General features: G+C 71.5%; 14 protein-coding genes. 8 read left to right on the top strand and 6 right to left on the bottom strand.

Features of this window, described 5'->3' with window-relative positions; all coding sequences use genetic code 11:
• The first annotated feature begins 33 nt into the window (after positions 1-33).
• From egtB to BLA60_RS16585, 4 genes are read left to right on the top strand one after another with little or no spacing between them, the layout of a single operon-like run.
• Positions 34-1,356 carry an ergothioneine biosynthesis protein EgtB gene (gene egtB / locus BLA60_RS16600; RefSeq protein ID WP_075133798.1) on the top strand — a complete coding sequence of 441 codons (1,323 nt, stop codon included), beginning with the start codon at positions 34-36 and terminating at the stop codon, positions 1,354-1,356.
• Positions 1,357-2,106, top strand: a complete 750-nt coding sequence (gene egtC, locus BLA60_RS16595; protein WP_075133797.1) for an ergothioneine biosynthesis protein EgtC — start codon at positions 1,357-1,359, stop codon at positions 2,104-2,106.
• The gene (gene egtD, locus BLA60_RS16590) at positions 2,103-3,074 is read left to right on the top strand and encodes an L-histidine N(alpha)-methyltransferase (RefSeq protein WP_075133796.1); all 972 of its coding nucleotides are present in this window, start codon (positions 2,103-2,105) and stop codon (positions 3,072-3,074) included. Before egtC ends, egtD begins: the two co-directional genes overlap by 4 nt.
• Before the next feature lie 45 nt (positions 3,075-3,119).
• Positions 3,120-4,097 carry a DNA-3-methyladenine glycosylase family protein gene (locus BLA60_RS16585; RefSeq protein WP_075133795.1) on the top strand — a complete coding sequence of 326 codons (978 nt, stop codon included), beginning with the start codon at positions 3,120-3,122 and terminating at the stop codon, positions 4,095-4,097.
• 391 nt (positions 4,098-4,488) lie between these two features.
• Here the strand turns inward: BLA60_RS16585 and BLA60_RS16580 are convergent, their stop codons facing one another.
• Entirely contained in the window at positions 4,489-7,287 is a 2,799-nt protein-coding gene (locus BLA60_RS16580) for an aconitate hydratase (RefSeq protein ID WP_075134003.1), read from the bottom strand.
• Positions 7,288-7,385: 98 nt separating this feature from the next.
• Here BLA60_RS16580 and BLA60_RS16575 point away from each other — a divergent pair, with 98 nt between their 5' ends.
• Positions 7,386-7,751, top strand: coding sequence for a VOC family protein (locus BLA60_RS16575; RefSeq protein ID WP_075133794.1), 366 nt, complete (start codon positions 7,386-7,388; stop codon positions 7,749-7,751).
• 58 nt (positions 7,752-7,809) lie between these two features.
• On the opposite strand, the gene BLA60_RS16570 is transcribed toward BLA60_RS16575, so the two are convergent.
• Positions 7,810-9,081, bottom strand: a complete 1,272-nt coding sequence (locus BLA60_RS16570; RefSeq protein WP_154814398.1) for a flagellar basal body protein FliL — start codon at positions 9,079-9,081, stop codon at positions 7,810-7,812.
• Positions 9,082-9,565: 484 nt separating this feature from the next.
• On the opposite strand from BLA60_RS16570, the gene BLA60_RS16565 reads away from it, so the two are divergent.
• The 3 genes from BLA60_RS16565 to BLA60_RS16555 are packed head-to-tail and all read left to right on the top strand — an operon-like array spanning position 9,566 to position 12,599.
• On the top strand, positions 9,566-10,882 hold the full coding sequence (locus BLA60_RS16565) for an NlpC/P60 family protein (RefSeq protein WP_084735002.1): 1,317 nt from the start codon (positions 9,566-9,568) through the stop codon (positions 10,880-10,882).
• 50 nt (positions 10,883-10,932) lie between these two features.
• Positions 10,933-12,321 carry an FAD-dependent monooxygenase gene (locus tag BLA60_RS16560; protein WP_075133792.1) on the top strand — a complete coding sequence of 463 codons (1,389 nt, stop codon included), beginning with the start codon at positions 10,933-10,935 and terminating at the stop codon, positions 12,319-12,321.
• A complete protein-coding gene (locus tag BLA60_RS16555) occupies positions 12,315-12,599 on the top strand; it encodes a nucleotidyltransferase domain-containing protein (protein WP_075133791.1) in 285 nt (94 codons plus the stop codon). The genes BLA60_RS16560 and BLA60_RS16555 overlap by 7 nt, the downstream gene beginning before the upstream one ends.
• On the opposite strand, the gene BLA60_RS16550 is transcribed toward BLA60_RS16555, so the two are convergent.
• From BLA60_RS16550 to BLA60_RS16535, 4 genes are read right to left on the bottom strand one after another with little or no spacing between them, the layout of a single operon-like run.
• Positions 12,580-13,443, bottom strand: a complete 864-nt coding sequence (locus BLA60_RS16550) for an aminoglycoside phosphotransferase family protein (RefSeq protein WP_075133790.1) — start codon at positions 13,441-13,443, stop codon at positions 12,580-12,582. The two genes, BLA60_RS16555 and BLA60_RS16550, sit on opposite strands and share 20 nt — an antisense overlap.
• Positions 13,440-13,727, bottom strand: a complete 288-nt coding sequence (locus BLA60_RS16545) for a hypothetical protein (RefSeq protein ID WP_075133789.1) — start codon at positions 13,725-13,727, stop codon at positions 13,440-13,442. Before BLA60_RS16545 ends, BLA60_RS16550 begins: the two co-directional genes overlap by 4 nt.
• A 17-nt stretch (positions 13,728-13,744) precedes the next feature.
• The gene (locus BLA60_RS16540) at positions 13,745-14,494 is read right to left on the bottom strand and encodes a hypothetical protein (RefSeq protein WP_075133788.1); all 750 of its coding nucleotides are present in this window, start codon (positions 14,492-14,494) and stop codon (positions 13,745-13,747) included.
• Complete coding sequence (locus tag BLA60_RS16535; protein WP_075133787.1) at positions 14,491-15,021, bottom strand: SigE family RNA polymerase sigma factor; 531 nt, start codon at positions 15,019-15,021, stop codon at positions 14,491-14,493. Before BLA60_RS16535 ends, BLA60_RS16540 begins: the two co-directional genes overlap by 4 nt.
• Between the last annotated feature and the right edge of the window lie 107 nt (positions 15,022-15,128).

Below are 15,128 nucleotides of genomic sequence, written 5' to 3'. Positions count from 1 at the left end.
GCCGCCGGTCGTCCCCACCCCGAGGAGCACGCCATGACCACGACCGAAGGGACCGAAGCTCTCCGCACCCGCGTCGCCACCAGGCTTGCCGACGCGCGGGCCCGCAGCGTCGCCCTCACCGACGCGGTCGACGACGACGACCTCGTCCGCCAGCACTCGCGGTTGATGTCGCCGCTGGTCTGGGATCTCGCGCACATCGGCAACCAGGAGGAACTGTGGCTGGTTCGTGACGTCGGCGGCCGTGAGCCCGTCCGCTGCGACATCGACAACCTCTACGACGCCTTCCAGCACCCCCGCGCCGACCGCCCAGCGCTGCCGCTGCTCGACCCCACCGAGGCGCGCCACTACGTCCGGGAGGTCCGCGACAAGGTCCTCGACGTGCTCGACCGCAGCCCCCTGGAAGGCCGGCGCCTGGAGGCCGACGGCTTCGCGTTCGGCATGATCGTCCAGCACGAGCAGCAGCACGACGAGACCATGCTCGCCACCCACCAACTGCGGTCCGGCCCGCCGGTGCTCACCGCCGAGCCCCCGCCGCCGGGCCTCGCGCCGGCCGCCGCCGAGGTGTTCGTCCCCGCCGGGTCGTTCACCATGGGCACCTCGCTGGACCCGTGGGCGCTGGACAACGAACGCCCCGCCCACGAGGTGCACGTCGACGCCTTCCACCTCGACACCACCCCGGTCACCAACGCCGCCTACGCGGCGTTCGTCGACGGCGGCGGCTACGACGACCCGCGCTGGTGGTCGGACACCGGCTGGGCCTACCGCCAGAAGGCGAACCTGACCGCGCCCCGCTTCTGGCTGCGCGACGGCGCCGGCTGGCTGCGTGACCGGTTCGGGGTCATCGAGCCCATCCCGCCGGACGAACCGGTCGTGCACGTCTGCTTCCACGAGGCGCTGGCCTACGCCACCTGGGCCGGCCGCCGGCTGCCGACCGAACCGGAGTGGGAGAAGGCCGCCCGCTACGACCCGGCGACCGGACGTTCGCGTCGTTTCCCCTGGGGCGACGAGGATCCCGGGCCCGAGCACGCCAACCTCGGGCAGCGGCACCTCTCGCCGGCCCCGGTCGGCGCCTACCCGGCGGGGGTGTCGCCGTCGGGGGTGCACCAGCTCATCGGCGACGTGTGGGAATGGCTCGACACCGGTTTCACCGGTTACCCCGGTTTCGAGGCTTTCCCGTACCGCGAGTACTCGGAGGTGTTCTTCGGCGGCGACTACAAGATGCTGCGCGGCGGCTCGTTCGGCACCGACCCGGCGGCCTCCCGGTCCACGTTCCGTAACTGGGACCACCCGATCAGGAGACAGATTTTCGCCGGTTTCCGCTGTGCCCGCGACGCCGACCCGGGAGAGCGCGCCTGAATGTGCCGCCATCTCGCGTACCTCGGCACGCCCGTTCCGCTGGCCGAGTTGCTGCTGACCCCTGAGCACTCACTGCTGTCCCAGTCGTGGGCGCCGAGGGACATGCGCGGCGGGGGCACGGTGAACGCCGACGGCTTCGGTGTCGGCTGGTTCACCGAGTCCTCGCCCGACCCGGCGGTGCTGCGCCGCGCGGTCCCCATGTGGGCCGACGCGGCGCTGCCCCGGCTGGCCGCCGAGATCACCTCGGGGGCCGTGCTCGCCGCCGTCCGTTCGGCGACCGTCGGCATGCCCGTCGTGGAGACGGCGGCGGCCCCGTTCACCGGCGGCCCGTGGCTGTTCAGCCACAACGGGGTCGTCCGGGGCTGGCCGTCGTCGATGGCCGCGCTCGCCGGAGAACTGCCGGTCGAGTCCCTGCTGACCATGGACGCGCCCACCGACGCCGCGCTGCTCTGGACCCTGCTGCGCCACCGCCTCGATCGGGGCGACGACCCCGCCGAGGCGGTCGCCGCCCTCGTCACCGAGGTCGCCAGGGCGGCCCCCGGCTCACGCCTGAACCTCCTGCTGACCGACGGTCGCACGATCGTGGGAACAACCTGGACTCATTCGCTCTGGGTAGCCGCAACCCCGGACGGGGTGGTCGTGGCGTCCGAGCCCCACGACCAGTCCCCGGCCTGGCAGGAAATTTCCGACCACCACCTGATCGTCGCCACCAAGTCCACATTGGACATCACCGAGATCGGAGCCCTATGAGTGAGGTCGACCTCACCGTCCACCTGACCCAGGACGACGTGGTCCGCGCCCTGCGGTCCGACGTCCGAACAGGACTGACAGCAACACCGAAGACGTTGCCTCCCAAATGGTTCTACGACGCGCGCGGCAGTGAGCTGTTCGAGCGGATCACCCGCCTGCCCGAGTACTACCCGACCAGGGCCGAACGGGAGATCCTCGCCGAACACGCCGGCGAGATCGCCGAGCTGACCAGCGCCAACACCCTCGTCGAACTCGGCTCCGGCTCGTCGGAAAAAACCCGACTGCTGCTGGACGCGTTGCGCGACAACGGAACCCTGCGCGAGATCGTCACCCTCGACGTCTCCGAAACGGCCCTGCGCGAGGCCGCCGACACCCTGGCCGCCGCCTACGACCCGGTCAGCGTGCACGCCGTGGTCGGCGACTTCACCCAACACCTGGCGCTGGTCCCCGGCACCGCCCCGCGCCTGGTCGCCTTTCTGGGTGGCACCATCGGCAACCTGGTGCCCGCCGAACGCGCCAAGTTCCTCACGGCCCTGCGCGACACCCTCGACGCCGGCGAATGGCTGATCCTGGGCACCGACCTCGTCAAGGACCCGGAGGTTCTGGTGCGCGCCTACGACGACCCCACCGGGGTGACGGCGGAGTTCAACCGCAACGTCCTGCACGTCCTCAACCGGGAACTGGCCGCCGACTTCGACGTCGACGCGTTCCAGCACGTCGCCCGCTGGGACCCGGGCCCCGAATGGATCGAGATGCGCCTGGCCGCCACCCGCCCGATGACCGTCCACGTGCCCGTCATCGGCCTGACCGTCCCCTTCATCGAAGGCGAACAGCTCCGGACCGAGGTGTCGGCCAAGTTCACCCGAGACCGCATCGCCACCGAACTCACCGACACCGGCTTCACCCCCAGGCGCTGGTGGACCGACGGCAACTTCGGCGTCACCCTCGCCCAGGCCGTCCTCGACTGAGCCGCCGGCCGGTTCCTGTCGGTGCCGGCGGGCATAGTCGTGGCCATGGACTGGCACGACCTGGCCTACCGGGGACCGTTCGACCTCACGGCGAGCGCACGTTTCCTGGAAGGCTTCACCCCCGCCGCCCGCCCCGACGCCGCCGCCGTACCGGGCGAACTGCGACTGGCGTTCCCGTGCGCGCCGTCGTGGCGCCCGGTCGGCGTGCTGGTCAGGCAGTCCGAACCGGACGGTCCGGTGCGCGCCAGAGTCCTCACGGATTCGTCCGCCCCCACCGACCGGCCCGACCAGGCGGTTCGGCCTGATCCGGTCGACCGCCCCGGTGGCGCTGACCGGTCGGGCCGCGCGGACCTGGTCGAGGCGGCACTGAGGCACACGCGGCGCATCCTGTCCCTCGACGTCGACGGCACCGGCTTCGCCGAGGTCGCGGCACAGGACCCGGTGGTCGCCAGACTGCGGGCGCGCTACCCGGGCCTGCGCCCGGTGGCGTTCCACTCGCCGTACGAGGCGGCCTGCTGGGCGATCATCGGCCAGCGGACCAGCAGGGTCCAGGCGGCGGCGGTGATGCGGCGCCTCGCCGAACGCCTCGGCACGTTCGTCCCCGCCGTCGGCCTGCACACCTTCCCCGCCCCCGACGCACTACCCGATCGTGTTCCACTGGTCAGTGAACTGAAAAGCGACCGCCTGCACGCGGTAGCCCAAGCCGCCCTCGCCGGCCACCTCGACGCGGACACGTTGCGCTCCGCCCCCGACCCCAGGTCGACCCTGCGCGACATCCCCGGCATAGGCCCGTTCTCCGCCGACCTGATCCTGCTGCGCGGCGCCGCCGAACCGGACGGCTTCCCCACCGCCGAACCCCTCCTCCACGAGGAGATGATCCACGCGTACGGCCTGCACGAACCGACCGTGCGGCAACTGGAGGCCATAGCCGAACGATGGCGCCCGTACCGAACCTGGGTCGCCCTGCTCCTACGCACCCGCCGAGAGGAAGAAGCCGCCGAAACCCGACAGCCCCACCGATGACCACCGCAGCACGACCACTCGCGGCCGGAGTTGTCCACAGCGCCCGCCGACCACTCCACACCCTCCCCCCACGCGACTAGGCTGGAAATCGGGGGGCCCCCGGGGGAAGAAGCGGCGGGCAGGCACCCAGGCACCGTCATCGAGCCGCGGACAACCGCGCGCCGTGCCGGGAAATGGCGGCGCCGCGAAGGAACACGGCGGGGCGCCACGATGGGAGACCGTGAGCGTGGGGGAGAGCCGGGTGCTCCGCGAAGCCGACGGAACGGACCAGCGGCGTGACCCCGGGGGCTGGCCACCGATGGGCCGGTGAGCGAAAGGGCGACGAGCGCCACCCGAGAACAGAACGGCCGCCGGGTCCACAGAGGACCCGGCGGCCGCCGAACCAGAAGAATCAGCTCTGGATCATCTTGCGCAGCACGTACTGCATGATCCCGCCATTCCGGTAGTAGTCCGCCTCGCCGGGTGTGTCGATCCGTACCACCGCGTCGAACTCCACCGTCGTCCCGTCCGTCCGCGTCGCCTTCACCGCGACGGTCCGGGGGGTGCCGCCCTCGTTCAGCGCGGTGATGCCGGAGAAGTCGAACGTCTCGGTGCCGTCCAGGCCCAGCGACGACGCCGTGTCACCGGCGGGGAACTGCAGGGGCAGCACCCCCATGCCGATCAGGTTCGAGCGGTGGATCCGCTCGAACGACTCGGCGATCACCGCGCGTACACCCAGCAGCGACGTGCCCTTGGCCGCCCAGTCACGCGACGAACCCGAGCCGTACTCCTTGCCGGCCAGCACCACCAGCGGCACCCCGGCCTCGGCGTAGGCGACGGACGCCTCGTAGATCGTCGTCTGGGTGCCGTCGGCGAGGAAGTTGCGGGTGAAGCCGCCCTGGACGTCGTCGAGCAGCAGGTTGCGCAGGCGGATGTTGGCGAACGTGCCCCGGATCATCACCTCGTGGTTGCCGCGGCGCGAACCGTAGGAGTTGAAGTCCTTGCGGGCCACACCGTGCTCGGTCAGGTACTGACCGGCCGGCGAGTCCTGCTTGATCGCCCCGGCGGGGGAGATGTGGTCGGTGGTCACCGAGTCACCCAGCAGCGCCAGCACCCGCGCGCCCTCGATGTCGGTCACCGGCGACGGCTTCTCGCCCATGCCGTCGAAGTACGGGGGCTTGCGCACGTACGTCGAGTCCGCCGCCCACTCGAACGTCTTGCCCGTCGGCGTCGGCAGGGACCGCCAGCGCTCGTCGCCCGCGAACACGTCGGCGTAGCCGGCGGTGAACATCTCCGACGAGATCGCCGACGCCACCACCTCCTGCACCTCCTCCGGCGACGGCCAGATATCAGCCAGGTACACCGGCTCGCCGTCCTTGTCCCTGCCCAGCGGCTCGGTCGTGATGTCCTTGTCCATCGAACCGGCCAGCGCGTAGGCCACCACCAGCGGCGGCGACGCCAGGTAGTTCATCTTGATGTCCGGGTTGATCCGGCCCTCGAAGTTCCGGTTCCCCGACAGCACCGACACCACCGCCAGGTCCGACTCGTTCACCGCCGCCGAGATCTCCTCCTGCAGCGGCCCCGAGTTCCCGATGCACGTCGTGCAGCCGTAGCCGACCAGGTGGAAGCCCAGCTTCTCCAGGTACGGCATCAGGCCCGCGCGCTCGTAGTAGTCCATGACGACCTTCGACCCCGGCGCCAGCGTCGTCTTCACCCACGGCTTGCGCGCCAGGCCCTTCTCCACGGCCTTCTTCGCCAGCAGCGCCGCGCCGATCATCACCGACGGGTTCGACGTGTTCGTGCACGACGTGATCGCCGCGATCGCCACCGCCCCGTGGTCCAGCTCGAACGTCGCGCCGTCGACCGTCGTCCTGGTCGGGCGGCTCGGGCGGCCCTGCGCGCCCTCGGCCGCGGTGTGCCAGTCGGTCGGCTCACCGCCGATGTCGGAGGACACCGCGGGGGAGTCCGACGCCGGGAACGACTCCTTCGACGCCTCGTCCACACAGGACATCGCGACGTCCTTCGTGTACGAACCGAGCGCGCCCCGGAACGCCTGCTTGGCGTCGGACAACGCGATCCGGTCCTGCGGGCGCTTCGGCCCGGCGATCGAGGGCACCACCGTCGACAGATCCAGCGACAGCCGCTCCGAGTACGCCGGCTCGGCCGCCGGGTCGTGCCACAGGCCCTGCTCCTTGGCGTACGCCTCCACCAGCGCCACCTGCTCGGCCGAGCGGCCGGTGAACTTCAGGTAGTCCACCGTCTGGCCGTCGATCGGGAAGATCGCGCAGGTCGAACCGAACTCGGGGCTCATGTTGCCGATCGTGGCCCGGTTCGCCAGCGGCACCGACGACACGCCCGAGCCGTAGAACTCGACGAACTTGCCGACCACGCCGTGCTCACGCAGCATCTCGGTGATCGTCAGCACCAGGTCGGTGGCCGTCGCGCCCGCCGGCAGCTCGCCGTCGAGCTTGAAACCCACGACCCTCGGGATCAGCATCGACACCGGCTGGCCGAGCATCGCCGCCTCGGCCTCGATGCCACCCACGCCCCAACCCAGCACGCCAAGGCCGTTGACCATGGTGGTGTGGCTGTCGGTGCCGACCAGCGTGTCCGGATACGCCTGGCCGTTGCGGGTCATGACCACCCGCGCCAGGTGCTCGATGTTGACCTGGTGCACGATCCCGGTGCCCGGCGGCACCACCTTGAACTCGTCGAACGCCGACTGACCCCACCGCAGGAACTGGTAGCGCTCCTTGTTGCGCTCGTACTCCAGGTCGACGTTGCGTTCGAAGGCGTCCGGGCGGCCGAAGATGTCGGCGATCACCGAGTGGTCGATGACCAGCTCGGCCGGGGCCAGCGGGTTGACCTTCTCCGGGTCGCCGCCCAGCGCGGTCACCGCCTCGCGCATCGTGGCCAGGTCGACCACGCACGGCACGCCGGTGAAGTCCTGCATGACCACGCGGCCCGGGGTGAACTGGATCTCCGTGGACGGCTCGGCGTCCGGGTCCCAGCCGGCCAGCGCGCGCACGTGGTCGGCGGTGATGTTCGTGCCGTCCTCGGTGCGCAGCAGGTTCTCCAACAGGATCTTCAGGCTGTACGGAAGACGCTGCGCACCGCTGACCGCGTCGAGCCGGAACACCTCGTGCGAGGCGTCGCCGACGGACAGCGACTGACGGGCGCCGAAGGTGTCCTTGCTTGCTGGTGCGGTCACGTGCAACTCCATCTGCCAGGTGGTGTGCGGTCCGGGAACGATCTCTCGGCCTAAACAGTACGCTTGTCCTGTATTCGCCGCCAAGGGAGGTCGCCCTCATGTTGCACCACGTCCAGATCGCCGCGCCGGCTGGCAGCGAGGACCGGCTACGGGAGTTCTACAGCGGCGTACTTGGCTGGGCTGAGCTGCCCAAACCCCCGCTGCTGGCCGCCAGGGGCGGCTGCTGGTTCGCCGTCCCCGGTCGCGGCGGCCCGGACGCGGAACTGCATGTCGGCATCGAGGAGGGTTTCCAGCCGGCGCGCAAGGCACACCCCGCTTTCGTGGTCGATGTGGACGCGACCGCCGCCGCCGTCGAACGCGCGGGCCACGAGGTCCGCTGGGCGGACCCCGCCGAGATCCCCGGCCGCCGCCGCTTCCACACCGCCGACCCGGTCGGCAACCGCCTGGAGTTCCTGGAGGGCTGAGAAAAGCCGATGGCCCGGCCTCCGCGAACGGAGACCGGGCCACCAGGTGAAGCGTCCGTCAGTCGGCCATCGCCACCAGCGCGAACACGTCCTCGGACGTGAGGTCGCTGATCGCCGACAGACCCAGCTCGGTGTACGTGCGCAGCGGGCTGACGTACCACTTGCCGTCGACCTCGGTCACCACGACACCGGTGTTGCTCATCAGACCGGACACCAGGTTCGTGGCGGCCTGCTTCCCTTCCGGCGGCATGCCCTCGCCCATCTCCTGCGCGGCGTCCGCGGCGCACAGCGGCTGCTGCTGGCCCTGGGCCTCCATCACGTAGCAGTCGCCGTCGCGGCGGATCGTCATGGTCTGGCCCTCGATCGCCAACTCCAGCTTGGACAGCAGAACCTTCTTGCCGCCGCTCTCCGCGTCGGTGACCTCGGTCTCCAGGGTGGTGATCTCCACGCCCTCGGCCGGCGCCGGGGGCGAACCCATGGCCTCCAGCAGCGCCGGGCCGGCGTCGTGCAGCGCGCCCATCTCGTCCGGCGGCAGCAGCTCGATCACGCGCTCCAGGTCCGCGGCCATCGACGCGGCCACCAGCTGCTTGACCGCGTCCTCGGGGTCCGCGCCACCGTTGTTGGCGATCGGCTCGGCCGGCCACTCGGTGTTCGCGGCGAGCAGGCCGTAGTCGGCGGCGGTGTAGAACAGGCTCGGGTACCACTCGCCGTCGACGTTGATCGTGGCGATGCGGATCGGCTCACCGGTCTCCCGCACGACCTGGGCGATGTCGACCTGCTCGGAGGCCTTGGTCTCGCCGCCCACGCCGTTGGGGAACGCGGCCTGCATGAACTCCTCGGTGAAGGGCAGCTCGTTGACGTCCGCGCTCAGCGAGACCGTGCCGCCGATCAGCTTGGTGATCGTGAGGTGGTCGTTGACCTTCTCCGCGCCCTTCTCGTCGTACTTGAGGTCCTTGGCCTCGACGGCCGCGCCGTGCAGCTTGTTCGGGTCGGCGTCCTGCTTGTAGACGCCGAGCTCCTTGAGCCGCTCGGTGGACTTGGCGTTGAAGTCGACCAGCAGCGCGGACTCCGCCGGCGTGAGGCTCCCCAGCACTCCCGCCACGTCACCCTGGCTGAGGGTGTTGACCAGGTTGGATGCCGCCTCGGTCGGGCTGGCCTCGCCGGCCTCGGTGCTGCCGCCGCCCCGGTTGAGCATGAAGACCGTCACCCCGGCGGCGACCGCGATGACCAGAACGGCCGAGATCACGCCGATGATCGGGCCCTTGCCACGCTTCTTGGGCGGCTGGCCCGGTACTCCGGGCTGGCCCCACGCGGGCTGCGCGTACCCCATCGTCGGCTGCTGGCCCGGCTGCGCTGGGTAACCGGCCGGTTGCTGGTAACCGGGCTGCTGGTATTCACCCTGCTGGGGGTAACCCTGTTGGGGGTACCCAGGCTGCGCGGGGAACTGCCCACTGCCCGGCTGGTTCGGATCGTTCGGCTGCCATGCGCCGCCTGAACCTGGATAGGTCACGGTTCCCCTCCTGCGTCTCCGGTCAAGTCCCTTACCTGGCCGGCGATGTCTTCCTCCACGGCTGGCTGTGCCTCGCCGCTGCTTGAGACGTCACCCAGTGGGGTGTCGGTTCCGGCCGATTATCACTAATCCGATCTTTTCGGTAGAGGGCGACCCCCCGACAGACGCGGTCACGTTCCGTAAAGGGCGTGTTCTCGCCGGGGTGAATGTTGTTCGCGGTGGACATGTTTCCGTTGGTGCGTTTGGTACGAAAGAGGCCATAGCGGCACCAGGGGCCGCGCCGAGCGTGGGAGGTCGGTCGGGAGTGGGCATCAGGCGGTGGACGGTCAGAGCCGTCACGGTCGTGCTGGTCGGAGTGCTGGGCGCGGGGAACGGCGCGGGTAACGCGGTCGCCGTACCACCGGCACCACCGAACCCGAGCGACGCCGAGATCGACGGGGGCAGGGCCACGGCCGACGCCCGCGCCACCCGGGTCGGGCAGCTGACCAGCGAGGTCGCACGCGCCGAGTCCCGGCTGATGGCCTCGCGCGCCGACGTCGAGACGAAACTGGAGGACGCCAACAAGGCGCTGGTCGACCTGGCCACCGCCACCGAGGCGGCGACCCAGGCCAGGGCCGACGCCGACACCGCCGAACACGCCGCCCGGGCCGCGTCGGCCGACGTGGAGCACGCGCGCACCCGGCTCGACGAGTTCGCCGCCAGCAGCTACCGGCAGGGCAGCACCGTCGGCTCGCTGTCCGCCTACCTCGGCGCGAGGTCACCGCGTGACGTCCTGGACCGGGCCGCGTTGCTCAACGCCGTCGCCGACAGCGGCCTGGACAGCCTCGACGACATCGAGATCGCCAGGACCGCCAAGGCCAACAAGGACTCCCAGGCCCGCGCCGCCCTGGCCGTCGCCGCCGAGAAACAGCGCCAGGCCACCGAGGCCAAGAACGCCGCCGACGCGGCCATGGCCGCCGCCCAGCAGGCGCAGCGCGCCCAGCAGGCGGAGTCCGCGCGGCTGCGCCAGGACATGACCCGCGCCGAACAGGAGCTGACCCAGGCCAGGGCCCAGGTCGGCGGGCTGGAGAGCCAACGCCAGCGCTACCAGGACTGGCTGGCCGCCAAGGAACGCGAGGACGCCGCCAGCGCCGCCCAGGCGATGGCCGCGCCCACCGTGGACACCGTCAACAGCGTCGCCGTCACGGCCGCCCCGGCGGCCAGCACGGTGAAGACCGTCATCGACCGGGCGCTGTCCCAACAGGGCGTGCCCTACGCGTGGGGCGGCGGCAACGCCAACGGGCCCACCCAGGGCATCCACGACGGCGGCGTCGCCGACGCGCACGGCGACTACAACAAGATCGGCTTCGACTGCTCCGGGCTGATGATCTACGCCTTCGCGGCGGCCGGCGTCCAGCTCCCGCACTACAGCGGCTACCAGTTCGAGGCCGGGCGCAAGGTGCCGCTCAACCAGAAACGGCCGGGGGACATGCTGTTCTGGTCCAGCGGCGGCCGCATCCACCACGTCGCCCTCTACATCGGCAACGACCAGATGGTCGAGGCGCCGTACTCGGGCTCCCACGTGCGGGTGACGTCGGTGCGCTACGGCGGGATCGTGTCCCAGGCGACCCGGCTGCTCTGAGCCGTAAACCCGGTGGACGAGGCCGGGTTCCCGGGGTACATACACGCCCCATGCGGTACGACGTGATCATCGCTGGCTGCGGCCCGACCGGGGCGATGCTGGCCGCCGAACTACGCCTGCACGACCTGCGGGTCCTCGTGCTGGAGAAACACACCGAACCGCCCTCGTTCGTCCGGATCGTGAGCCTGCACATCCGCAGCCTCGAGATCATGGCCATGCGGGGGCTGCTCGGCGCCCTCCAGGAACACGGCCGGCAACGTCCCGCCGCCGGTTTCTTCGCCGCCATCCCCGCGCCGGTGCCCGACGGGCTCGACACGCCCTACCCGTACCTGCTGGGCCTCCAACAACCCACGATCGTGCGGCTGCTGGAGGACCACGCGACCGCGCTCGGCGCCCACGTCCGCCACGGCCACGCGGTGACCGCCGCCCGCCAGGACGACGACGGCGTCACCGTCGACCTCGACAACGGCGAACGGTTCCACGCCAGCTACCTCGTCGGCTGCGACGGCGCCCGCAGCGTCGTGCGCCGCGAGTTCGGCATCGGCTTCCCCGGAGAACCGTCGCGCGACGACACCCTCATGGGCGAGCTGTCACTCACCACCGCGCCGACCGGCGTGCCCACCGGCCTGGACCGGCGGGTCACCATCCAGCACTTCGGCGAGGACACCTACCGCGTCGTCGTGCCCGCCGAAGGCGTCAGCGACGAGACCCCCACGCTCGCCGACTTCCAGCGGCAGCTGCGGGCCTTCACCGGGACCGACCTCGGCGCCCACTCGCCGCGCTGGCTGTCCCGCTTCGGTGACGCCACCCGACTCGCCGAGCACTATCGGGTGGGGCGGGTCCTGCTGGCCGGCGACGCCGCCCACATCCACCCGCCGATCGGCGGGCAGGGCCTCAACCTGGGCGTGCAGGACGCCGTCAACCTCGGCTGGAAACTGGCCGCGCTGGTCCGGGGCTGGGCGCCGGACACGCTGCTCGACACCTACCACGCCGAACGCCACCCGGTGGCCGCGTCCGTGCTGGACAACACCCGCGCCCAGCGGGAACTGATGTCCCCCGAGCCGGGTGCCCAGGCCCTGCGCCGCCTGATCACCGAGCTGATGGACATCAACGACGTCAACCGCCACCTCACCGGGATGATCACCGCCCTGGACGTCCGGTACGACTTCGGTGACGTCCCCGCCCCCGTGGGCCTGCGCCAACCCGACGTCGAACTACGCGACGGCCGCCTCTACGACCTGCTGCGCCACGGCCGGGGCCTGCTGCTCGACCCGACCGCCACCCTGCGCGTCGCTGGCTGGTCGGACCGGGTCGACCACGTCACCGACCCCCAGGCGCCGACGGTCCTGCTCCGCCCCGACGGGCACATCGCCTGGGCCGGCGGCGACCAGCGGGACCTCGACACCCAGCTCACCCGCTGGTTCGGCACCCCGTGCTGAGCCCCACCCACCAACAACTCCTCGACGAGACCCTCGACCACCTCCGCGCCGACCCCGCCGTCGCCGGAGTCCTGCTGTCCGGTTCGCTCGCCAGAGGAACCGCCCGCCCCGACTCCGACCTGGACCTCCTGGTCGTCACCACCGGCGACCTCACCTGGCACCCCGGCGACCCGGTGGACCTCATCGCCCGCACCGCCGACCAGTGGCGCTCCCACGTCCTGCGGCGGGCCGACCCCACGGAGACCGGCAGGGCCCACCTCAGGCCAGGGCGCGGCTGAGTGCCGCGTGGCCCGCCGGTTCCCACGTCGGCTTCCCGCCGGGCAGGCCCAGCCGGCCGTCGCGGCCGATGGCGATCAGGATCAGGGCCCGCAGCACGGCCCAGCCACGGGACCGAGCCACCGTCGCGTCGTCGGCGAACGTGTAGCGGTCCAGGAACGGCCCCGCCTCGGGCAGCAGCACCCACGCCGCCGCCAGGTCCGTGGCCGGGTCGCCCACGGACAGGTCACCGAAGTCGACGACGCCCGCGAGTCGCCCGGCCCGCACGACGACGTTCGCCGGGTGCAGGTCGCCGTGGAGCCACACCGGGGCGCCGGACCAGGGGGCGGCGGCCACGGCCTTGTCCCAGACCTCGCGCGCCGCCCCGGCGATCCGGTCGTCGTCCAGGACCGTCAGGGCCTCGGTGAAGCCGTCGCGCAGGTCGGCCAGGGGGACGCCCCGGGTCGGGCTGCGGGGAGCGTCCGGGGGAGCGGGGCGGTGCAGGGCGGTGAGGAAACCGGCGAGCGCCTCGGCCGAGTCGGCGGTGGAGATCGGCACCCGGTCGGCCGGCTCGCCGTGCACCCAGCGGGTGACCGTCCACGTCCGGTCGAACAGCGCCGACGGCTCACCCACCCGCACCGGGACCGGCGTGGGCAACGGCAACCGCGCGGCCAGTTCCGGCAGCCAGCGCTGCTCGGCGCGCAGCAGGCCAGGCGCCCGCTCGGACACCGGGACCCGCACGCCCAGCTCGTCCCCGAGCCGCCACAGCTTGTTGTCCCAGCCGCCGTCGACCTCGCGCAGTTCCAGGTGCGCCAGGTCCGGGTGCTGGGCCGTCAACAGGGCACGGACCGTCTCCCGGCTGGTCATCGGCGGTCGATTCCCAGGGTGCGGTTCGCCGCGTCGTGGCTCAGCCAGCCGGTGTCCCGGTCGTCGGGCAGCAGCGACGGCCAGTCGGGTGAGCCGTCCGGCAGGAGCAGGGTGAAATCCCACTGCTCCTGCCGGCCGCCGCCGATGCCGATCCAGGCCAGGCCACGGACCTGGGGCCGCTCGGCGTCCAGGTCGTAGGTCTCCGGCTGGAAACCGTCACACCACAGGGGATCGGGCAGCTCCCGGCTCACCCGGTACTCCAGCGCCACCCAGAAATCGGCCATGGCCCCGCAGTATGCCCTCAGTAGGTGACCGCACTGCCCAACGCACGCCACTGCTCGTCGGTCAGCGTGCCGTCCCGGTCCTTCTTCCAGGTCGCGTAGATGCTGAACGACGTGCCGTCCGGACGAACGGAGTCCACGCCGAGCGAGCGGGGCTCGGCCATCGCGGTGTCCAGCGCGACGAGCGTGCCGTCCGGCATCACCTTCTTGGTGCACGTGTCCCCGTAGCACTGGGACACGCTGTAGTCGCCGGACACGTGCACCATCAGGTCCACGGGCTCGGCGTCGTCGACGATGCTGCCCCGCGCCCAGCAGCCGTAGGGATCACAGGCGAACTTGAACGTGCTGTACTCCCACCCCTCGGGCAGGACCCGGTCGAACGCGGCGCGCAGCTCCTGCTGGAGCCGGGTCGCGCGCGCGGCGCGTTCCTCCGGCGTCGCCGGCATCCGCACCTCGGTGCCGATGGCCGGGCCCCTCTGGGTGCCGTTGACCGCGTCGGGCGCCGGGCTGCCGGTGACGGTGACCGTCTCGGTGGCGGTCTCGGTGGCTGTCGTGGTGGGGGCGGGGGTGGCGACCGTGGGTGAGCGCAGCGCGGTGACGGTCAGCGCCAGCACCGCGACCGTGGCCAGGGTGACCGACGCGCTGGCGATCACCGCCCGGCGGCGTCCGGTCCTGGCGCGGGCCAGGGCGACCACGGCGTGCGAGTCGATGGGAGCGGGCTCGGCCTCGTCGGCCAGCAGGGACAGGCCACGGGTGACGTCTTCGGTCATGAGCGGAGTTCCTCAAGGGCGTTCATCGTCGACAGCGCGGTCCGCAGCGCGGCGAGACCGCGGGCGGACTGGCTCTTCACGTTCCCCTCCGAGCACCGCAGGATCGCGGCCGTCTCGGTCACCGAATGCTGCGCCCAGTACCGCAGGACCACAGCGGCGCGCTGACGGGGCGGCAACTGGGCGAGCGCGTCCCGGAACACCTCCTTGAGGTGCACCCCCCGGGCGATGTCGGTCTCCGGCGCCGGTCTGTCCGGGACCTCACCGTCGCGCGCCTCCGCCCGGCGCCACGGCCGGCGCCGTTCGTTCAGCCAACACCGCAGCAGCACCTTCCTGGCGTACGCGTCCGCGGTGTCCTTGTCGGCCACCTTCGGCCACGCCTGGTACAGCCTGATCAGGCAGTTCTGCACGAGGTCGTTGGCAAGGTGCTGGTCACCGCAGAGCAGGTAGGCGAGACGGGTCAGCGGCCGGGTCGACCGGTCCGCGAAGCCGTGGAAGCGCTCGTTCTCACTTCTGTCGCGCGAGCTCATGTCTTCTCACACACGTAGTGTGCTGTGGAGGTTGCATGCGACGACACATCTGGCCCGTGACCATGGGCTTCACAGCCGTCATACCGTCGGTCCGGTTGCCTTGTGGC

The organism is Actinophytocola xinjiangensis, assembly GCF_001921215.1.
In the GTDB taxonomy this organism is placed as follows: Bacteria; Actinomycetota; Actinomycetes; order Mycobacteriales; family Pseudonocardiaceae; genus Actinophytocola; species Actinophytocola xinjiangensis.
Note: the sequence above shows the minus strand (reverse complement) of the source record. Positions and strands in the feature narration are given on the sequence as shown.